Annotated in this window: 23 protein-coding genes; 18 read left to right on the forward strand and 5 right to left on the reverse strand. The window is 61.8% G+C overall.

Annotated features, from left to right (window positions below):
- Nucleotides 1-143: 143 nt before the first annotated feature.
- The 7 genes from K3819_RS16890 (at nt 144) to K3819_RS16920 (ending at nt 5,478) form a co-directional block, all read left to right on the forward strand.
- Nucleotides 144-734, forward strand: coding sequence for an amino acid synthesis family protein (locus K3819_RS16890; protein ID WP_007957412.1), 591 nt, complete (start codon nt 144-146; stop codon nt 732-734).
- A 32-nt stretch (nt 735-766) separates the two neighbouring features.
- Complete coding sequence (locus K3819_RS16895) at nt 767-1,600, forward strand: alpha/beta fold hydrolase (protein ID WP_085610541.1); 834 nt, start codon at nt 767-769, stop codon at nt 1,598-1,600.
- The gene (locus tag K3819_RS16900) at nt 1,597-3,078 is read left to right on the forward strand and encodes an aldehyde dehydrogenase (protein WP_085603065.1); all 1,482 of its coding nucleotides are present in this window, start codon (nt 1,597-1,599) and stop codon (nt 3,076-3,078) included. The genes K3819_RS16895 and K3819_RS16900 overlap by 4 nt, the downstream gene beginning before the upstream one ends.
- A 12-nt stretch (nt 3,079-3,090) precedes the next feature.
- Nucleotides 3,091-3,576 carry a flavin reductase family protein gene (locus K3819_RS16905; RefSeq protein WP_085610543.1) on the forward strand — a complete coding sequence of 162 codons (486 nt, stop codon included), beginning with the start codon at nt 3,091-3,093 and terminating at the stop codon, nt 3,574-3,576.
- 136 nt (nt 3,577-3,712) lie between these two features.
- The gene (locus K3819_RS16910) at nt 3,713-4,102 is read left to right on the forward strand and encodes a carboxymuconolactone decarboxylase family protein (protein WP_085610544.1); all 390 of its coding nucleotides are present in this window, start codon (nt 3,713-3,715) and stop codon (nt 4,100-4,102) included.
- 58 nt (nt 4,103-4,160) lie between these two features.
- Nucleotides 4,161-4,913: a GntR family transcriptional regulator gene (locus tag K3819_RS16915; RefSeq protein ID WP_085603063.1), complete on the forward strand. Its 753-nt coding sequence runs from the start codon at nt 4,161-4,163 to the stop codon at nt 4,911-4,913.
- A 1-nt stretch (nt 4,914) separates the two neighbouring features.
- On the forward strand, nt 4,915-5,478 hold the full coding sequence (locus tag K3819_RS16920) for an NUDIX hydrolase (RefSeq protein ID WP_007957402.1): 564 nt from the start codon (nt 4,915-4,917) through the stop codon (nt 5,476-5,478).
- Between the two features lie 124 nt (nt 5,479-5,602).
- Here the strand turns inward: K3819_RS16920 and K3819_RS16925 are convergent, their stop codons facing one another.
- Nucleotides 5,603-5,899, reverse strand: a complete 297-nt coding sequence (locus K3819_RS16925; protein ID WP_085610545.1) for a DUF1330 domain-containing protein — start codon at nt 5,897-5,899, stop codon at nt 5,603-5,605.
- A gap of 65 nt (nt 5,900-5,964) precedes the next feature.
- On the opposite strand from K3819_RS16925, the gene ribBA reads away from it, so the two are divergent.
- The 5 genes from ribBA to K3819_RS16950 all read left to right on the forward strand — a co-directional run bounded on the left by ribBA (nt 5,965) and on the right by K3819_RS16950 (nt 11,196).
- Nucleotides 5,965-7,074 carry a bifunctional 3,4-dihydroxy-2-butanone-4-phosphate synthase/GTP cyclohydrolase II gene (gene ribBA, locus K3819_RS16930; protein ID WP_221397527.1) on the forward strand — a complete coding sequence of 370 codons (1,110 nt, stop codon included), beginning with the start codon at nt 5,965-5,967 and terminating at the stop codon, nt 7,072-7,074.
- A gap of 167 nt (nt 7,075-7,241) precedes the next feature.
- Nucleotides 7,242-8,267, forward strand: coding sequence for an ABC transporter substrate-binding protein (locus K3819_RS16935; protein WP_210710399.1), 1,026 nt, complete (start codon nt 7,242-7,244; stop codon nt 8,265-8,267).
- Entirely contained in the window at nt 8,264-9,208 is a 945-nt protein-coding gene (locus K3819_RS16940) for an ABC transporter permease (protein ID WP_007957398.1), read from the forward strand. The genes K3819_RS16935 and K3819_RS16940 overlap by 4 nt, the downstream gene beginning before the upstream one ends.
- A 6-nt stretch (nt 9,209-9,214) precedes the next feature.
- Complete coding sequence (locus K3819_RS16945; RefSeq protein WP_007957396.1) at nt 9,215-10,024, forward strand: ABC transporter permease; 810 nt, start codon at nt 9,215-9,217, stop codon at nt 10,022-10,024.
- A gap of 17 nt (nt 10,025-10,041) precedes the next feature.
- The gene (locus K3819_RS16950; RefSeq protein WP_085610548.1) at nt 10,042-11,196 is read left to right on the forward strand and encodes an ABC transporter ATP-binding protein; all 1,155 of its coding nucleotides are present in this window, start codon (nt 10,042-10,044) and stop codon (nt 11,194-11,196) included.
- A 142-nt stretch (nt 11,197-11,338) separates the two neighbouring features.
- Here the strand turns inward: K3819_RS16950 and map are convergent, their stop codons facing one another.
- Entirely contained in the window at nt 11,339-12,130 is a 792-nt protein-coding gene (gene map / locus K3819_RS16955) for a type I methionyl aminopeptidase (RefSeq protein ID WP_221397528.1), read from the reverse strand.
- Nucleotides 12,127-12,387 carry a ParD-like family protein gene (locus tag K3819_RS16960; protein ID WP_064597267.1) on the reverse strand — a complete coding sequence of 87 codons (261 nt, stop codon included), beginning with the start codon at nt 12,385-12,387 and terminating at the stop codon, nt 12,127-12,129. Before K3819_RS16960 ends, map begins: the two co-directional genes overlap by 4 nt.
- Nucleotides 12,388-12,819: 432 nt before the next feature.
- Here K3819_RS16960 and K3819_RS16965 point away from each other — a divergent pair, with 432 nt between their 5' ends.
- The 5 genes from K3819_RS16965 to yecR all read left to right on the forward strand — a co-directional run bounded on the left by K3819_RS16965 (nt 12,820) and on the right by yecR (nt 17,445).
- Nucleotides 12,820-14,196 carry a cystathionine beta-synthase gene (locus K3819_RS16965; protein ID WP_085610550.1) on the forward strand — a complete coding sequence of 459 codons (1,377 nt, stop codon included), beginning with the start codon at nt 12,820-12,822 and terminating at the stop codon, nt 14,194-14,196.
- Entirely contained in the window at nt 14,193-15,371 is a 1,179-nt protein-coding gene (locus tag K3819_RS16970) for a PLP-dependent aspartate aminotransferase family protein (RefSeq protein WP_221397529.1), read from the forward strand. Before K3819_RS16965 ends, K3819_RS16970 begins: the two co-directional genes overlap by 4 nt.
- Before the next feature lie 563 nt (nt 15,372-15,934).
- Entirely contained in the window at nt 15,935-16,582 is a 648-nt protein-coding gene (locus K3819_RS16975) for a phage infection protein (protein WP_260328930.1), read from the forward strand.
- Nucleotides 16,583-16,762: 180 nt separating this feature from the next.
- Entirely contained in the window at nt 16,763-17,077 is a 315-nt protein-coding gene (locus tag K3819_RS16980; RefSeq protein WP_039766904.1) for a hypothetical protein, read from the forward strand.
- 59 nt (nt 17,078-17,136) lie between these two features.
- The gene (yecR, locus tag K3819_RS16985) at nt 17,137-17,445 is read left to right on the forward strand and encodes a YecR family lipoprotein (protein ID WP_085610552.1); all 309 of its coding nucleotides are present in this window, start codon (nt 17,137-17,139) and stop codon (nt 17,443-17,445) included.
- Here the strand turns inward: yecR and K3819_RS16990 are convergent.
- On the reverse strand, nt 17,417-19,054 hold the full coding sequence (locus tag K3819_RS16990; RefSeq protein ID WP_221397530.1) for a hybrid sensor histidine kinase/response regulator: 1,638 nt from the start codon (nt 19,052-19,054) through the stop codon (nt 17,417-17,419). The two genes, yecR and K3819_RS16990, sit on opposite strands and share 29 nt — an antisense overlap.
- 113 nt (nt 19,055-19,167) lie before the next feature.
- Between K3819_RS16990 and K3819_RS16995 the strand changes: the two genes are divergently transcribed.
- On the forward strand, nt 19,168-19,773 hold the full coding sequence (locus K3819_RS16995) for a response regulator transcription factor (RefSeq protein ID WP_221397531.1): 606 nt from the start codon (nt 19,168-19,170) through the stop codon (nt 19,771-19,773).
- A gap of 12 nt (nt 19,774-19,785) precedes the next feature.
- On the opposite strand, the gene K3819_RS17000 is transcribed toward K3819_RS16995, so the two are convergent.
- Nucleotides 19,786-20,061 (reverse strand): DUF2798 domain-containing protein, encoded by a 276-nt coding sequence (locus K3819_RS17000; RefSeq protein ID WP_221397532.1) that lies wholly within the window; start codon nt 20,059-20,061, stop codon nt 19,786-19,788.
- Between the last annotated feature and the right edge of the window lie 120 nt (nt 20,062-20,181).

A 20,181-nucleotide genomic window follows, 5' to 3' on the forward strand; every position in this document is an offset into this window, starting at 1 on the left:
ACCGAAAGGGACTACAGCGGCGGCTGAATGCGCGGGCATTCGTCCGACTGATGGCGGGGATTCTTGCGATGGGGACTTGCACGATCGGTATTATGGTATACCATCAGACGCACAGACACTCTTTATCCCCTACGGAGCAGCTCATGAGTTTCGAAATTCGCAAGATCGTCAGCTATGTCGAAGAGACCTTCATCGAAGGCGGCAAGGCGTCCGACACCCCGGTGACCATGGTCGGCCTGGCCGTCGTGATGAAGAACCCGTGGGTTGGCAACGGCTTTGTCGAAGATCTCAAGCCGCAGATCCGCGCCAATTGCTCGGACCTCGGCGCGATGATGGTCGAGCGTCTGGTGGGGATCATCGGCGGCGCCGAGAAGATCGAGGCTTACGGCAAAGCCGCGGTGGTCGGTGCCGATGGCGAAATCGAGCACGCGTCGGCGGTGATCCACACCCTGCGCTTCGGCAACCACTACCGCGAAGCGGTCAAGGCCAAGAGTTACCTGAGCTTTACCAACAAGCGCGGCGGTCCGGGCACTTCGATTCAGATCCCGATGATGCACAAGGACGACGAAGGCCTGCGCTCGCACTACATCACCCTGGAAATGCAGATCGAAGACGCCCCGCGCGCCGACGAAATCGTCGTGGTGCTCGGTTGCGCCGACGGTGGTCGCCTGCACCCGCGCATCGGCAACCGCTACATCGATCTGGAAGAACTGGCCGCCGAAAAAGCCCAGTAATCACAATAAAAAAGGCATTGCAGGAGCGCTCCATGATTCGGCTCACCGCTGAACTCACCCCGGCCGGCACCAGTTATCTGGCGACAGGCGTTGGCCAACCCGTGGTGTTGATCCACGGCGTAGGCCTGAACAAAGAAATGTGGGGCGGCCAGATCGTTGGCCTGGCCACGCAATACCGGGTGATCGCCTACGACATGCTCGGCCATGGCGCCAGCCCGCGACCGGCCAGCGGCACCGCCCTGCTCGGTTACGCTGATCAGTTGCTGGAGCTGCTTGACCACCTGCAATTGCCCGAGGCGTCGGTGATCGGGTTTTCCATGGGCGGTCTGGTGGCGCGGGCGTTTGCCTTGCATTACCCGGAACGCCTGAAAAGCCTGGTGGTGCTCAACAGCGTGTTCAACCGCAGCGAGGAGCAGCGCGCCGGGGTTATCGCCCGCACCGCGCAGGCTGCCGAACACGGGCCGGACGCGAATGCCGAAGCGGCGCTGTCGCGCTGGTTCAGCCGTGAATATCAGGCGGCCAACCCGGCGCAGATCGCTGCGATCCGCCAGACCCTGGCCGGCAATGATCCGCAAGGCTATCTGACCACCTACGAACTGTTCGCCACCCAGGACATGTACCGCGCCGACGACCTGGGCAGCATCCAGGCGCCGACGCTGATCGCCACCGGCGAGCTGGACCCCGGATCGACCCCGGAAATGGCCGAGCAACTGGCCGCGCGCATTCCCGGTGCGAAGGTTGCCGTGCTGCCCGAGCAACGGCATATGATGCCGGTAGAGTCGCCACGGCTGGTAAACCAGACGCTGCTGGAATTTCTCGACACCGCATACGCCCGACAAAACCATATAAAGGGGATCGTTGCATGACGCTCGCACGCTTCCAGATGTGCATCGGCGGAGAATGGGTCGACGCCCTCTCCGGCAAGACTTTCGAAAGCCTCAACCCGGCGCTGGCCGAACCCTGGGCCGAATTGCCCGACGCAGATGAGGCCGACGTCGAACGCGCCGTGCAAGCCGCACAGACCGCCTTCGACAGCCCGGCATGGCGTGGTTTGACCGCCACCGCGCGCGGCAAACTGCTACGTCGTCTCGGTGACCTGATCGCTGAAAACAAGGAACAACTGGCGCAGCTGGAAAGCCGCGACAACGGCAAACTGATCCGCGAAACCCGCGGTCAGGTCGGTTATCTGCCGGAGTTCTTCCACTACACCGCCGGCCTCGCCGACAAGCTCGAAGGCGGCACCCTGCCGCTGGATAAGCCCGATCTGTTCGCCTACACCGTGCACGAAGCCATGGGCGTGGTCGCCGCGATCATTCCCTGGAACAGCCCGCTTTACCTGACCGCGATCAAACTGGCGCCGGCGCTGGCGGCGGGCAACACCATCGTGATCAAACCGTCCGAGCATGCCTCGGCGACCATCCTCGAACTGGCGCGTCTGGCCCTCGAAGCAGGGATTCCACCGGGCGTGGTCAACGTTGTCACCGGCTACGGCCCGAGCACTGGCGCCGCCCTCACCCGTCATCCGCTGATCCGCAAGATCGCCTTCACCGGTGGCGCGGCCACGGCCCGGCATGTGGTGCGCAGCAGCGCCGAGAACTTTGCCAAGCTGTCGCTGGAACTGGGCGGCAAGTCGCCGAACATCATCTTTGCCGACGCTGATCTCGACAGCGCGATCAACGGTGCGATTGCCGGGATTTATGCGGCATCCGGGCAGAGTTGCGTATCCGGCTCGCGACTGCTGGTGCAGGACGAAATCTACGACGAGTTCGTCAGCCGACTGGTGGAACGCGCCCAGCGCATCCGCATCGGCAACCCGCAGGACGACAGCAGCGAAATGGGCCCGATGGCTACCGCGCAGCAACTGGCGGTGGTGGAGGGTCTGGTGGCTGATGCCATTGCCGAAGGTGCACGCCTGCGTCTGGGTGGCAAGCGTCCGAGTGGCGTGGGTGACGGCTGGTTCTACGAACCGACGTTGTTCGAATGCGACCGCAATTCGATGAAGATCATGCAGGAAGAAGTCTTTGGTCCAGTGGCCTCGGTGATCCGCTTCAAGGACGAAGCCGAAGCGCTGGCGATTGCCAACGACTCGCAGTTCGGCCTCGCCGCCGGCATCTGGACCCGCGATCTGGGCCGCGCCCATCGCCTGGCCCGGGACGTGCGCTCGGGGATTATCTGGGTCAACACCTACCGCGCGGTGTCGGCGATGGCACCGATCGGCGGCTTCAAGAACAGTGGCTATGGACGCGAAAGCGGCATCGATTCGGTGCTGGCCTACACCGAACTGAAAACGGTGTGGATCAACCTCTCCCAGGCGCCGATGCCTGATCCGTTTGTGATGCGTTAGGAGTCCTGCGACATGATCGAACCCGGCATTTACAAAGACGTCATGAGCTCGTTTCCGTCCGGGGTCACGGTGGTCACCACCCTCGACCCGGACGGTGGCATCGTCGGCATTACCGCCAGCGCCTTCAGTGCGCTGTCGATTGATCCGGCGCTGGTGCTGTTCTGCCCCAACTACGCCTCCGACACCTACCCGGTACTGCGCGACAGCAAGAAGTTCGCGATCCATTTGCTGTCCGCAGACCAGACCGCCGAGGCCTATGCCTTCGCCGGCAAAGGCAAGGACAAGGCCAACGGCATCGAGTGGCATTTGAGCGAGCTCGGTAACCCGATCCTCGCCAAGGCCACGGCGATCATCGAGTGCGAGTTGTGGCGCGAATACGACGGCGGCGACCACGCGATCATCGTTGGCGCAGTGAAGAACCTGATCCTGCCGGAGCAACCGGTGACGCCGATGATTTATCACAAGGGCAAGCTCGGCGCGTTGCCGACACTGGCCTGAAAGATTCACACAAATCCCACTGTGGGAGCGGGCTTGCTCGCGAAGGCGTCGTGTCAGCCGACACCTATGTTGAATGAGCTACCGCATTCGCGAGCAAGCCCGCTCCCACAAGGGAATTGTGGTGACTGGAGGATTTATGAGTAGCGAGAAGTATGAAAAGGGCCTGAAGATCCGCACCCAGGTGCTGGGCGAAGCCTATGTGCAGCGCTCGATCGAGAATGCCGACGACTTCACCCGCCCGCTGCAGGAAATGGTCACCGAATACTGCTGGGGCCACGTCTGGGGACGTGAAGGCCTGTCGCTCAAGGAGCGCAGCATGATCAACCTGGCGATGATCTCGGCGCTCAACCGTCCGCACGAACTGAAACTGCATGTGCGCGGCGCCTTGCGTAACGGCCTGAGTCGTGAGCAAATACGCGAAATTCTGCTTCAGGTCGGTATTTATTGCGGCGTCCCGGCAGCCGTGGACAGTTTCCGGCTCGCCCGTGAAGCCTTCGCCGAAGCCGACGCCGAGGCCTCCAGTTAACCCCTCGGCTGTTTTGATGCCCGTCTGGCATGGACAGCCACCTTAAAGAGCGGACCCCATGAAACGCCTGCCACTCGACGACAGCTTCAAGGTCAATCGCAACCCCGTCACCCTGCGCGAAATCGTGCTGGATAAACTGCGAAGCGCCATCATGAACTTCCAGCTGCTGCCGGGCGATCGCCTGGTGGAGCGCGATCTGTGCGATCGCCTGGGCGTGAGCCGTACGTCGGTGCGTGAAGCCTTGCGTCACCTGGAATCCGAAGGCCTGGTGGAATTCGCCGACGCCAAGGGGCCGCGCGTGGCGATCATCACCCTCGCCGATGCCGTCGACATCTATGAACTGCGCTGCGTGCTCGAAGGCCTGATCGTCCAGCTGTTTACCCTGCGCGCCAAGGCCAAGGACATCAAGGCCCTGGAAAAAGCCCTCGACGAGAACCGCAAGGCGCTCAAGGACGGCGAGCTGCAACAGGTGATCGATTCGGTACAGGGTTTCTACGACGTCCTGCTGGAAGGCTCGGGCAACCATGTCGCGGCCACTCAACTGCGTCAGTTGCAGGCGCGCATCAGCTACCTGCGCGCGACGTCGGTGTCCCAGGAAAACCGGCGCGGCGCCAGTAATCACGAGATGGAAAAAATGGTCGAGGCGATCAAGAGCGGCGATCCGCTGGCGGCGCATCAGGCGTGCGTCGATCACGTCCGCGCGGCGGCTGCCGTGGCCCTTGATTACCTCAAGCGTAAACAGGAAGAGACCGGCGCCACACCGCCAATCACCCTGCCGATCGCGCTGAAAGAACCGCGCATAGGTCACTGACATGTTCAGCCCGAGCTTTTGCCCGAAATGCGGTGGCGCTGACCTCGGTCAGCAGGTGCCGCCGGGCGATACGCACGAGCGCCTGATGTGCCGCGGCTGCGGCTACATCCACTATGTGAACCCGAAAATCATCGCCGGTTGCATCATCGAGCAGGACGGCAAATACCTCTTGTGCCAACGGGCGATCCCACCGCGCCCCGGCACCTGGACCCTGCCCGCCGGTTTCATGGAAAGCGGCGAAACCACCGAACAGGCCGCCCTGCGCGAAGTCTGGGAAGAAAGCGGCGTACGCGCGGAAATCGTCTCGCCGTACTCGATCTTCAGCGTGCCGAAGATCAGCGAGGTCTACATCATCTTCCGCGCCCTCGCGCTGGAGATCACCGGCCAGTACGGCCCGGAAACCCTCGCCTGCAAATTCTTCGCCCCCGAAGACATCCCGTGGGAGCAGATCTACTACCCGGCGATCCGGCAGATCCTCGAACGCTACATCGAGGAACGCCAGGCCGGGGTGTATGGCATGTACATGGGCAATGACGACAGCGGCAAGATTCATTTCATGCGCTAAGGATCACCTCTCCCCCTGTGGGAGCGGGCTTGCTCGCGAAGGCGTCGTGTCAGTCGCAAGAAATGTTGAATTATTGACCGCATTCGCGAGCAAGCCCGCTCCCACAAGGGATCTGTAGTGTGGCTTAAAGCGGGGCGATACCTTCGACGATGACGATCTCCGCCCTCGCCCATTCCTCGCGGTAGCTCTTCGCTTCCTGATACGCCGCTGAGCGATAGCACGCAACCGCCTGCTCGTAGCTGTCGAATTCAATCACCACGCTGCGCTGTGGCGTCGGTCGCCCTTCCATCGCTTCGCTGCGCCCGCCTCTGGCTAAAAACTTCGCGCCGAACTCGGCGAACGCTTTCGGCGCGCGCTGGGTGTATTGGCTGTAGTGATCGGGATCGGTGATGTCCACGTGTGCAATCCAGTACGCCTTCATAGTGACCTCTTGGTTCATTTTGTATTATGGTATACCACGAATTTCATTCCTACCGAGAGTCCAGCATGGCCTTCAACAGCATCGAAGAAATCATCGAAGATTATCGCCTCGGCAAAATGGTGTTGCTGGTCGATGACGAGGATCGGGAAAACGAAGGCGACCTGCTGCTGGCCGCCGACCGTTGCACGCCCGAGGCGATCAGTTTCATGGCCCGTGAAGCCCGGGGGCTGATCTGCCTGACGTTGACCGACGACCATTGCCAGCGTCTGGGGCTGGAGCAAATGGTGCCGAGCAATGGCAGCGTGTTCAGCACCGCGTTCACGGTTTCCATCGAAGCGGCGGTCGGCGTGACTACCGGCATTTCCGCTGCCGACCGCGCTTGTACGGTAGCCGCTGCGGTGGCGCCGAACGCACGCGCAGAAGACCTGGTGCAGCCGGGCCATATCTTTCCGCTGCGCGCCAAGGAAGGTGGCGTGTTGACCCGTGCCGGCCACACCGAGGCTGGTTGTGATCTGGCGCGGCTGGCGGGTTTCACGCCGGCCTCGGTGATTGTCGAGGTGATGAACGACGACGGCACCATGGCCCGTCGTCCGGATCTGGAAGTCTTCGCCCGCAAGCACGGGATCAAGATCGGTACCATCGCCGACCTGATCCACTATCGCCTGAGCACCGAACACACCATCGAACGCATCGGCGAGCGGGAACTGCCGACAGTGCATGGCACGTTCCGCCTGATCACCTTCGAAGATCGCATCGAAGGCGGCGTGCACATGGCGATGGTCATGGGCGAGCTGCGCCGTGAGGAACCGACGCTGGTGCGCGTGCATGTGATTGATCCGCTGCGCGATCTGGTGGGTGCCGAGTACAGCGGGCCGACGAACTGGACGTTGTGGGCGGCGCTGCAACGGATCGCCGCCGAGGGGCATGGCGTGGTCGTGGTGCTGGCCAATCATGAATCTTCCCAGGCGCTGCTGGAGCGCATTCCGCAACTCACTCAACCGCCTCGGCAGTTCAGTCGCTCGCAATCGCGGATTTATTCCGAGGTCGGCACCGGGGCGCAAATTCTGCAGAACCTGGGCGTCGGCAAGCTGCGCCACCTGGGCCCGCCGCTGAAATATGCCGGTTTGACCGGCTACGATCTGGAAGTGGTCGAGAGCATTCCCTTCACCGAATGACCCTGTTTGCCAGATAGCCGGTACGGCAAAGTGCTTGCACAAAGCTTGGAATACCATAATATGATATTCCATAGACCGGACGACCTGAAAAAGCGTCCAGCTACTGCTCCCGACAGGCGGGCAACAACGCAAGCCCGCTCAAAAAACACAACAATGAGGGCGTAAAAATGGTGTTGAACAAAGCTGCAACCGCGATCTTTTTTGCGGGACTGCTGAGCGTGACCGGTCAGGCCGCGATGGCCGCCGAGAGTGTGAACTTTGTCAGCTGGGGCGGTAGCACCCAGGATGCGCAAAAACAGGCCTGGGCCGATCCGTTCAGCAAGGCCAGCGGCATCACCGTCGTGCAGGACGGCCCGACCGACTACGGTAAACTCAAGGCCATGGTCGAAAGCGGCAACGTGCAATGGGACGTGGTCGACGTTGAAGCCGACTTCGCCCTGCGCGCCGCTGCCGAAGGCCTTCTCGAACCCCTCGATTTCAAACAGATCCAACGCGACAAGATCGACCCGCGTTTCGTCAGCGACTACGGCGTCGGCTCGTTCTTCTTCTCCTTCGTCCTCGGCTACAACGAGGGCAAACTCGGCGCCAACAAGCCGCAGGACTGGAGCGCACTGTTCGACACCAAGACCTTCCCCGGCAAACGCGCCCTCTATAAATGGCCGAGCCCCGGCGTGCTTGAACTGGCCCTGCTCGCCGACGGCGTAGCAGCCGACAAGCTCTATCCGCTGGACCTGGATCGCGCCTTCAAGAAACTCGACACCATCAAGAAAGACATCGTCTGGTGGGGCGGCGGCGCGCAGTCGCAGCAACTGCTGGCTTCCGGTGAAGCGAGCATGGGCCAGTTCTGGAACGGCCGGATCCACGCCCTGCAAGAAGACGGCGCACCGGTCGGCGTGAGTTGGAAACAAAACCTGGTCATGGCCGACATTCTGGTGGTGCCAAAGGGCGCGAAAAACAAGGACGCGGCGATGAAATTCCTGGCCAGCGCCAGCAGTGCCAAAGGCCAGGCCGATTTCTCCAACCTGACCGCTTACGCCCCGGTCAACGTCGACAGCGTGGCGCGTCTGGACTCGACGCTGGCCCCGAACCTGCCGACTGCCTACGCTAAGGATCAGATCACTCTTGATTTCGCGTACTGGGCCAAGAACGGTCCGGCCATCGCGACACGGTGGAACGAATGGCTGGTCAAATGAAAATGGCGGCCACCGCGTCCCGTCCCTCCACTGCCACTGGGAGCGCCGCGAGCGCTGCCGGCCCGGCGTCAGGCAAGGCGAGTGCAATGGCGCAAGCCCCGTCCCTCAAGCAACGCTGGCGCGGCGCCGGCAATCTCGCGCCGGCGCTGTTGTTCCTCGGTCTGTTCTTTCTCGCCCCGCTGATTGGACTGTTGCTGCGAGGCGTGTTGGAACCGGTGCCGGGCCTTGGCAACTATGAACAACTGTTCGCCAACTCGGCGTATGCACGGGTGCTGTTCAACACCTTTTCGGTGGCGGGACTGGTGACGGTGTTCAGCCTGCTGCTGGGCTTTCCGCTGGCCTGGGCGATCACTCTGGTGCCGCGCGGCTGGGGCCGCTGGATCCTCAACATCGTGCTGTTGTCGATGTGGACCAGCCTCCTCGCCCGCACCTATTCGTGGCTGGTGCTGTTGCAGGCTTCGGGCGTCATCAATAAAGCCTTGATGGCGATGGGCATCATCGATCAGCCGCTGGAAATGGTGCACAACCTGACCGGCGTGGTGATCGGCATGAGCTACATCATGATCCCGTTCATCGTGCTGCCTTTGCAGGCGACCATGCAGGCCATCGACCCGATGATCCTGCAGGCCGGTTCGATCTGTGGCGCAAGTCCCTGGACCAACTTCTTCCGGGTGTTCCTGCCGCTGTGCCGGCCGGGGCTGGCGTCCGGTGGGTTGATGGTGTTCGTGATGTCCCTCGGTTACTACGTCACCCCGGCGCTGCTGGGCGGGGCGCAGAACATGATGCTGCCGGAATTCATCATTCAGCAGGTGCAGTCGTTCCTCAATTGGGGCCTGGCCAGCGCCGGCGCCGCGTTGCTGATCGTCATCACGCTGGTGCTGTTCTACGTCTACCTGAAGCTGCAGCCGGAATCCCCGGTTGGCGCCAGTAACGCGAGGTAAGCCGACATGCTCCTGACGCCCAATGCCATGAGTCGCCGGATGCGCTTCGGCCTGTATTTCACCACCGGGCTGATCGGCCTGTTCCTGCTGTTGCCGATCGTGTTCATCGTCCTGCTGTCGTTCGGTTCATCCCAGTGGCTGGTGTTCCCGCCACCGGGCTGGACGCTGAAATGGTACGTGCAGTTCTTCTCCAATGCCGACTGGATGAGCGCAGCGCTGGCCAGCCTCAAGGTCGCGGTGCTGACCACGATCTGCGCCGTCGCCCTCGGTTTGCCGACGGCCTTTGCGCTGGTGCGCGGACGCTTCCCCGGCCGGGAAATGCTCTACGGCCTGTTCACCCTACCGATGATCGTGCCACTGGTGATCATCGCGGTGGCGGTGTACGCGCTGTTCCTCAAGCTTGGCTACACCGGGACGATGTTCGCCTTCGTCGTCAGCCATGTGATCGTCGCGTTGCCGTTCACCATCATCTCGATCATCAACTCGCTGAAGCTGTTCGATCAGTCGATTGAAGACGCGGCGGTGATCTGCGGTGCGTCACGCCTGCAAGCGGTGTTCAAGGTGACCTTCCCGGCGATTCGCCCGGGGATGGTGGCCGGCGCCCTCTTCGCCTTCCTGGTCTCGTGGGACGAAGTGGTGCTCAGCGTGATGATGGCCAGCCCGACCCTGCAAACCCTTCCCGTGAAAATGTGGACCACCCTGCGCCAGGACCTGACGCCCGTGATCGCCGTCGCCTCGACGCTGCTGATCGGCCTGTCGGTATTGGTCATGGTGATCGCCGCCGCCCTGCGCCGGCGCAACGAAATCAGCGCCTGAGCGCCCAGGAGTACGACATGAGTGCCGTGATCAAAGACGCATCCCAGCAGAACGACAAACCCCTGGTCAGCCTGCGCAACCTGAACAAGCACTACGGCGATTTTGCGGCCGTGGACAACATCTCGCTAGACATCAAGGACGGCGAATTCCTGACCTTCCTCGGCTCCAGCGGCTCGGGCAAAAGCACCACGCTGTCGATGCTCGCCGGTTTCGAAACGCCAAGCAGCGGCGAGATCCTGGTCAACGGCCAATCACTGGTGAACGTGCCGCCGCACAAACGCGACATCGGCATGGTGTTCCAGCGCTATTCGCTGTTCCCGCATCTGTCGGTGCGCGACAACATCGCGTTCCCGCTGGCGATCCGCAAACTCGCCGCCGCTGAACGTGACAAGCGCGTAGATGCGATGCTGAAACTGGTGCAGCTCGAACAATTCGCCCATCGTCGTCCTTCGCAACTGTCCGGCGGCCAGCAGCAACGGGTCGCCATTGCACGGGCGCTGGTTTACGAGCCACGTATTCTGCTGATGGACGAACCGCTCGGGGCGCTGGACAAGAAACTGCGCGAAGACCTGCAGGATGAATTGCGCCAGTTGCACCGTCGCCTCGGCATCACCATCGTCTACGTGACCCACGACCAGGAAGAAGCCATGCGCCTGTCCCAGCGCATCGCGATTTTCAGTCACGGCAAGATTGTCGGGCTCGGCAGCGGTTATGACCTTTATCAGAATCCGCCGAATGCGTTTGTGGCGTCGTTTCTGGGTAACTCGAACTTTCTCAAGCTCAAGGCGCAGGGCAATGCGGCGGCGAGTTTTGAGGGGCAGTCGCTGTCGATTCGCCTGACCGCTGGATTGCAGACCGGGCAGGATGTGCTGCTGATGGTGCGTCCGGAAAAAGCACTGGCGTTGAGTGTGCAGCAGGCGGCGAGTGAGCCGTTGGCAGCGGGCTGGAACGAGGTTTCGGCGAAGGTGGTCGAGGTGTTGTTTCTGGGTGAGAGCCAGACGTGCAGTGTGGTCACGTCGGGCGGGACTTCGATGACGGTGAAGGCATTGTCGGCGGCGGGGATGCCGTTGAAGGCTGGGGATCCGGTTCGGGTGCGTTGGGCGACGGCGGATGCATGCGTCTATACCGAGTGGGCTGAGAGCGATCTGAATAAAGCTGCCGGATCACACTAAGTTCTTCAGAAAACAACGGAACCCTGTGGGAGCGGGCTTGCCCGCGAATAGGCCGGCACATTCAACATCAATACTGAATTTGCTGGCCCCTTCGCGGGCAAGTCGAATCGTCGCACCGCCGCTCCCACAAGTTCTGCGCCAATCAGTTGATTGGCGAATAGCCTTCGATCTGGTCCGGCCAAGCCGTCAACACTTCAAACCCATCCTCCGTCACCGCCACCATATGCTCCCACTGCGCCGACAATGACTGATCCTTGGTCACCACCGTCCAGCCATCCGCCAGACTTTTCACATGCCGCTTGCCGGCATTGAGCATCGGTTCGATGGTGAAGATCATTCCCGCCTTCAGCTTCAAGCCCTGCTCCGGATAACCGTAATGCAGCACCTGCGGCTCATCGTGATAAACCTTGCCGATCCCGTGCCCGCAGTACTCACGCACCACGCTGAACCCTTCTTTTTCCGCCAGACTTTGAATCGCATGGCCAATATCGCCCAACGTGGCGCCCGGCCGCACGACGCGGATGCCCGCGCACATGGCGTCGTAGGCTGTCTTGATCAGATGGCGCGCCTCGGGCGTCGGCTCGCCGACCACGTACATGCGGCTGGTGTCGCCGAACCAGCCGTCCTTGATCACCGCGATGTCGAGGTTGACGATGTCGCCATCCTTCAGCACGCGCTTCGAGGGAATGCCGTGACACACCACTTCGTTGACCGACGCGCAGACGGTTTTCGGGAAGCCGTGGTAACCGACGTTGGCCGGAATGGCTTTCTGCACATTGACGATGTAGTCGTTGCACAACTGGTCGAGTTGATCGGTCGTCACGCCAGCCTTGACGTGCGGCACCAGCATCGCCAGCACCTCGGCGGCCAGTCTGCCGGCCTCGCGGGACTGGGCGATTTCGGCACGGGTGTTGATCTTGATCGGGTTTCTCATGCCTTTACCGCCTCTTTGGCCGAGGCGTTCTGCGCGGCATCCGCCAGTGCGCAGACTTGCTGCAGATCCAGACCGCCCGACTGCTCGGCGCGAATCAGCAACCGGCAAATGGCGTGGTGATCAAGATCGGGATACAACTCGGCGAGCATGCCGATGCGCATCCAGTGTTCGGCCTGCGCGTTGATCGAGCGGCTGAGTGCGTTGCTGGAGATGCGCAGATTCTCGTGCATGTCCTCTGAAATCTTTACGATGCCCATGGCAATATCCGATACGAAGTGTATATGGATCGTATATTAATCGTGTATCGCCCGGGATTGCAAACGCTGCATACCCGGTAAATCGCGGCGAAAAAAATCTTCCCGGCACCGGAGACCGGTATGACGCGACTTTGCGGCTGTGTGTATTTCACGTTCTGACGAGCAATCAATCAGCATTTTTAGCTGCAAGATTTTTCCTATCGGATCAAGCGCTTCATGACGCTGAAGACGCCCTTTCAATACTCGATGGCGCCTGCGTATAAACCCCTGCAAATCGATTCCTGCCCCTCGCTGATTTCGTTCTATCGTTAGATCGAAATGGCAGTATTTCCGGCCGTTTAAAGGTTGCGACAGCTCAGGTCTGAGCCTATGTTGCACGCGAGCTTTTTACCCGCGAATGGAACGCGATCAACACCACAAAGAGGTGAAGAGATGTCAAAGGATTCACGCCCTGCCGTACTTGGGCTGATCGGCAATACGCCGCTGGTACAAGTCACCCGCTTCGATACCGGTCCCTGCACCCTGTTTCTCAAACTCGAATCACAGAACCCCGGCGGTTCGATCAAGGACCGCATCGGTCTGGCCATGATCGACGCCGCTGAGCGCGACGGTCGTCTGCAACCGGGTGGCACGATTGTCGAGGCCACCGCCGGCAACACCGGTCTGGGCCTGGCCCTGGTCGGCCGCGCCAAGGGCTACCGCGTCGTGCTGGTGGTGCCGGACAAAATGTCCACCGAAAAAGTCCTGCATCTCAAGGCCATGGGCGCCGAAGTGCACATCACCCGCTCCGATGTCGGCAAGGGTCATCCCGAGTATTACCAGGATGTCGCCGCGCGTCTGGCCAAGGACATTCCCGGCGCGTTCTTCGCCGACCAGTTCAACAATCCGGCCAACCCGTTGGCCCACGAGTGCAGCACCGGGCCGGAAATCTGGGCCCAGACCGAGCATGACCTGGACGCGATCGTGGTCGGCGTCGGCTCGGCCGGCACGCTGACCGGCCTGACCCGCTTCTTCAAGCGCGTGCAACCGGATCTGGAAATGGTCCTGGCCGATCCGGTCGGTTCGGTGATGGCTGAATACAGCCGCAGCAAGCATCTCGGCACCGCAGGTTCGTGGGCGGTGGAAGGCATCGGTGAGGACTTCATTCCGTCGATCACCGACCTGTCGAGCGTGCGCAACGCCTACTCGATCAGCGACGAGGAAAGCTTCGATCACGCGCGCCAGCTGCTGAAAGCCGAAGGCATTCTCGGTGGTTCGTCCACCGGCACCCTGCTCGCTGCCGCGCTGCGCTACTGCCGCGAACAGACCGAGCCGAAACGCGTGGTCAGCTTCGTCTGCGACACCGGCACCCGATATCTGTCGAAGGTCTACAACGACCAGTGGATGACCGATCAGGGCCTGCTGCAGCGCAAACGCTACGGCGACCTGCGCGACCTGATCGCCCGACGCTTCGAAGACGGCAAAGTCGTCAGCGTCGGCCCGGACGATACGCTGATGACCGCGTTCCAACGCATGCGCCTGGCCGATGTTTCGCAACTGCCGGTGCTGGTGGATGGCAAGCAACTGGTCGGCGTGATCGACGAATCGGACATTCTGGTGCGTGTGCACGAAGACGCCTCGCTCTTCAGCAAACCCGTCGCCAGCGCGATGACCGACAAGTTGCAAACCCTCGCCCCCGGCGCGACGCTGGCTGAACTGGAAGCCGTACTCAGCAGCGGTCTGGTGGCCATCATTGCCGACGTTTCAGGCTTCCATGGCCTGATCACCCGCGTCGACATGCTCAATCAATTACGGAGATCCCTGGCATGAGCCAGCACGACAAGAACGCCCGTCAACAAGGCTTCGCCACCCGCGTGATCCACGCCGGGCAAACGCCGGACCCGACCACCGGCGCGCTGATGCCGCCGATCTACGCCAACTCCACGTACCTGCAAGACAGCCCCGGCGTGCACAAGGGGTTTGACTACGGCCGCTCGCACAACCCGACGCGCTTTGCCTTGGAGCGCTGCGTGGCGGATCTGGAGGGCGGCACCCAGGCGTTCGCCTTCGCGTCCGGGCTGGCGACGATTTCCACCGTGCTCGAACTGATCGACGCCGGCTCGCACATCGTGTCCGGCAATGACCTGTACGGCGGCACTTTCCGTCTCTTCGACAAGGTGCGTCAGCGCAGTGCCGGGCATCGTTTCAGCTACGTCGATCTGGCGGATCTGTCGGCGTTCGAAGCGTCGTTGCAGGACGACACGCGCATGGTGATCGTGGAGAGCCCGACCAACCCGCTGCTGGGTCTGTCCGACCTCGCCGCCATCGCCCGTATCTGCAAGGCGCGCGGGATCATCTGCGTGGCCGACAACACCTTCGCCAGCCCGTGGATCCAGCGTCCGCTGGAACTGGGTTTCGACATCGTGCTGCACTCGACCACCAAATACCTGAACGGTCACTCCGACGTGATCGGGGGGATTGCCGTGGTTGGCGACAATCCTGCGCTGGCCGAGCGTCTGGGCTTTCTGCAGAACGCAGTCGGTGCTATCTCCGGCCCGTTCGACGCGTTCCTCACCCTGCGTGGCGTGAAGACGCTGGCGCTGCGTATGGAGCGTCATTGCAGCAATGCGCTGGATCTGGCGCGCTGGCTGGAGCAACAGCCGCAGGTCAAACGCGTCTACTACCCGGGTCTGGAATCCCATCCGCAGCACGAACTGGCCAAGCGTCAGATGCGTGGGTTCGGCGGGATGATTTCCCTGGATCTGAACAGTGATCTGGCCGGCGCCCGGCGCTTCCTGGAGAACGTGCAGATCTTCGCCCTGGCCGAAAGCCTTGGCGGTGTGGAAAGCCTGATCGAGCACCCGGCAATCATGACTCACGCGACCATTCCGGCCGAAACCCGTGCCAAACTCGGCATCGGTGACAGCCTGGTGCGTCTGTCGGTGGGCGTCGAGGACATCGAAGACCTGCGTGCCGATCTGGCGCAGGCGCTGGCCAGCATTTAACGCCCGAAAACGTCAAAGCCCGCACAAGGCGGGCTTTGGTGTTCGAGTAGGCGGCCAGTGCTGGTCTCTGGCTTACAAGGTTTATCAGGCTTCTCACAGTACCGGACCAAATTGAAAGGGGTACGGTCTCGGCTGCTTCACACGGCATAAGGGCTGGATCTCAGCGCGGAGATCTTTCTAACCGTGTACCCTTCGGAACGCGCCCCACGTCCCCCTGCTATCCGCTTGCGCATCAGTCTGCGTCTTCGCCTACATTCTTGAGCCTAGCAAACACACTGCATTGCGCTACGCGGTTTTTAGACTGTTTGTTTTCTAGCGCAGGCCTGCAAGGAAGCTAACCGACTATCGCCTTCACGCCCCTTCAGCCTGCCTCCCGCCAAGGGCGAACTATACTTTTCAGTTCGCTGTCCAGATTTCCTGTAGACCGTCGACACCCGTGCACCCTCCGGTGCCCCCGTGCCATTCACCAATCTGGTTGACCCCGGGCCAACGAGCCTTCCGTCGATAAACGAATGACGGGTAATGCTCGGCTGCTGTGTGGCTGATGGGGCGTGGAGAAAATCATGAAGCACACGCTTTGGCCGGGCTTCGTCCTGGCAGTTGCGGCAACGGTGGCAATGCCCAATGTCTGGGCTGCGCAGGCGCAGGCATTGGCGTCGGATGGGGCGGATCATGTGGGGGCGGGGGCGGTTGCTTCTGATGGTGCGGATCATGTTGGCGCCGGCGCCGTTGCCTCTGACGGCTCCGATCATGTCGGTGCTGGCGCGGTAGCTTCTGACGGCGCGGACCACGTCGGCGCCGGAGCCGTTGCCTCCGACGGCTCCGATCACGTTGGCGCTGGCGCCGTTGCTTCTGACGGTTCCGATCACGTTGGCGCTGGCGCCGTTGCTTCTGACGGATCCGATCACGTTGGCTCTGGCGCCGTTGCTTCCGACGGCGCGGATCACGTCGGCGCTGGTGCTGTTGCTTCCGACGGCGCGGATCACGTCGGCGCTGGTGCTGTTGCTTCTGACGGCTCCGATCACGTCGGCGCCGGAGCCGTTGCTTCTGACGGTGCGGATCACGTCGGCGCAGGCGCAGTCGCCGCCGATGGCGCAGACAAGGTCGGTGCCAACCGGCTCGCCTACTCCCGCGCAGGCGTCGGTTCGGACCAGGTGGCTTCCGCCCTCATGAGCGGCAGCTATTCCGACCAGTTCAACAGCCCTCAATAACCGCTATCGGCGCAATCAGCCCACCGCTGGTTGCGCCGCACTAGCACATTTGTGCTAATCGACCACCCCGATCCCTGGCGTTATATTCCCTCGCAACCCCCGACGCTCCCCAACATTGCCGCTGTGCAGTGCGCGGGATCGTTGTGCCTGGAAAAACAACAACACCAAGGAAGAAACACCATGAAACTGCAGCTCAGCCTCGCCAAGATCACGGTTCTCGGTGCCCTGCTCCTCGGCGCCAGCGGTTGCCAGACCGCCAAACCCACCGAAGACAGCATGCGCGAGCGTGCCCAGACCGTCATCGGCCAACCGGTCACCAAGATCGGCAACATCCGCAACGACAGCACGCTGACCTATTACACCGCCTACACCGCCGCCGGCGAATACAACTGCGAATTGCCCAGCGGCGCAATCATCGCGGTGGCGAGCATGGGCATCATGACGCCTCCGCTGTCCTGCCTGCCCAAAGGCGCGTCGCCGATTCCGTACCAGTAATCCGGCGCAGGAAAACCGTTCAACGCCTCTTCTCATCCGGTAAAGGATTCCGTTCGACCATGAAAACACTCATCGCCACCCTCAGCCTCGCGGCCGTCGTTCTCACCGGCTGCGCCACCCCCAAGCAATGGGAAGCCACCGGCGGCAGCAAGACCGACGGCGTTGTCCAGGTCTCCTATGAACTGGGCCAGTTCGAAAGCGGGCAAACCTCCGCCGCTCAAGGGTTGGCCACGGCAGAAGCCCGTTGCAAGGTCTGGGGCTACAAGAGCGCCGAAGTATCAGGCTCGGAGAAAAACATCTGCCGCACCATGGGCCAGTACAACTGCCTGCAAACCACCATCACGCAGGACTATCTGTGTAAGCGCTGACCCCTTCGGTCTGCCGGTCGCGCAGCGCACGCAGGGTCGCGCGCAGCTCGGCCGGGCGTACCGGCTTGGACAGAATGGCGATCTGGCGATCGTGCAGGGCCGCCTGAATTTTTTCGATGTCGTGCCCGGTGATGATCATGGCCGGCACCGCATAACCGCGCTGACGGCGAACCTCATCGATGCACTCGATGCCGGTGCTGTGCGCACCGAGGTCATAGTCGGCAACGATGATGTCGCAGTCCGTGACCAGGCCCTGCCCGCTCAACTCGGCCTGCACAACGCAGCCCCAACGCTCGAGCAACGCCGAGGTCGCCAGCAGAACGTTGCGATCATCCTCCACCAGGCACACCTTCAACCCCGTCAGCAAACCGATTTGCCGAGCCTCTTCACGATTGACCGGCACCTGCGGCGGCGCCAGCGGCAGTCCATGCAGGGTCACCGCCGTGCCATGCCCCAGCCGTGAGCGGATCGCGACGTCGACACCGATCAATTGCCCCAGACGCCGGACAATCGACAGCCCCAGGCCCACACCTTCGACGTCCTTGTCGCGCAACTGGCGAACCCGATAAAACTCCTCGAACACCTTGGGCAAATGCTCTTCGGCGATCCCGCTGCCCCGGTCATAGATCGCGATGGCCAACCCCGCGCCGCGCTTGCGCACACCGATCAGCACTGGCCGCTGCGCACCGTATTTGAAGCAGTTGGAGAGCACGTTCTGGACCATGGTCGCCAGCAACGCCGGATCGGTGCGCACCCAGTGTTCGCAACGCCGCAAACGCAGCTCTACGCCGGCCCAACGTGCAGCTTCGGCATTCTGGCGGATCAGATCCGCCAGCCACTCGCCCAGCTCAAGCGTCTGCAACCGGGGCAGAATCCGCCCGTTGTCGAGGGTGTAGAGATCGAGAATCGAACGAAACAACTGCGACACGTTGAGCAGCGAACGGTCGATGCTGTCCACCAGCCGCCGCTCCTCTTCGCCCAGCCGCGACTCACGCAGGCATGCGGTAAACAAGCCGATGGAGTGGATCGGCTGACGCAGGTCATGACTGGCCTGAGCCAGGAAACGCGACTTCTCAAGGTTCGCAGCGACCGCTTCTTCCGATGCCTTGCGCGTGCGCTCCAGCAGCAGGTGCGCATACACCGGAATCACCGTGCTGGTGATCATCAGCATCAACACCATGAACGGTTGCGCCTGCCAGTACGGCGTCAACCGATAGACCGCCAGCAGCGCCAGCAATGCCAGCACCGTCGCGATCGCCAGGTAGCGCGAGCCGTAGCGCATGCCGTTGCCGAGATTGACCCAGACCATGACGGCATAGATGGGCAACGCCGCCTCGCCGCCGACCACCAGCCCGAAACTGGTGCCGGTGTAATCGTGGAGCATGCCGAAAATCCGCCGCGCCGGATAATGCCCCGGCCAGCGCACAATGGCCTGACGCAGCACGACGGAGGCCAGCAGAAACAGGGAAATGTAGGTGACCACCGGCAGATAGGTATCGAAGCGCTGGCCCGGCAGGAAACCGAGCACGGCCATGTAAACCAGCGCGATGCTGGCGATGATGATGCGCAGATTGGCCTGGTCGAGCTCGGTGTTCTTTTCGAACTTCATGGGGGAACGTCCTTGTGCAGCAGTCGTCATAAACGCACGAATCAACAGGCAATGCCTTCGCCCGGTGCTATGGTGCATGCCGTGAGAAATGCTGACCCAGGGAGGGTTGCGCCATGGCGTGCCGAATCATCATAGCCGACGATCACCCGTTGTTTCGCGAAGCGCTGCTGCGCACCGTCCAGCGTTTGCTACCCGAAGCCCTGATCGAAGAAGCCGGCGACCTCGACGCCGTGCTCGCCCTGCTGCCGGCGGGCGATGAGCCTGACACCTTGATCCTCGACCTGCGCTTTCCCGGCCTGACCTGTGTGACCCAGCTCGCGGTACTGCGCCAGCGTTTGCCGCGAACCACGCTGATTGTGGTGTCGATGGTCGATGACGAGGCGCTGATCGGTGAAGTCATGGCGGCCGGCATCGATGGTTTTATCGGCAAGAACATCGCCCCCGACGAGATCGGTCAGGCGATCCGGGCGATTCGTGAAGGTGAGGTGCTGGTGAAATTCGCCCCGTCCGGCCTGCTGCCGCTGGACTCCGGCACCGCCCTCACCCCGCGTCAGCAGGATGTGCTGCGGCTGATCGCCCAAGGCAAGACCAACAAGGAAATCGCCCGCGAACTGGATATTTCGCCGTTCACGGTGCGGATTCATGTGTCGTCGTTGTTGCGGGTGCTCAACGTGCCGTCGCGGGCAGCGGCGGCGGTGAAATACTCCGGGGCCTTGTAGCGTGCCTCCAAATCAGGCGTGCGGGTGGACGGTCAGTGCGACCAGTTTCGCCACAATCGGCCGGACCACGAGAATGCACAGAAATGCCACGGGCATCGCCAGTTTGTAGGCGTGCAGCGCATTGCTAAGGTAATCGGCATCAATTCCGAAATTGGAGGCGGTGATCACCAGCGACATCAGAAACGCCATGATTGTCGCCATGTACAACGCAAATACGTACGGCATGGCACGGGCAGACAGCTTGCGCGGGCTGAATACTGTGGTTCTTGGGGATAGTCTCTGATTCATGTCAGTCCTTGTTGACCGAAGTGGATAGGCGCCGAGCACCCTAACAAGTCTGCCAAGCCGTAACTAGACTGATCGCCGTGAGCACTTTATAAACAAAATCTTATTAATTCGTCCTCGCCG

Source organism: Pseudomonas sp. 3-2 (genome assembly GCF_019710535.1).
Lineage (GTDB): Bacteria > Pseudomonadota > Gammaproteobacteria > Pseudomonadales > Pseudomonadaceae > Aquipseudomonas > Aquipseudomonas pharyngis.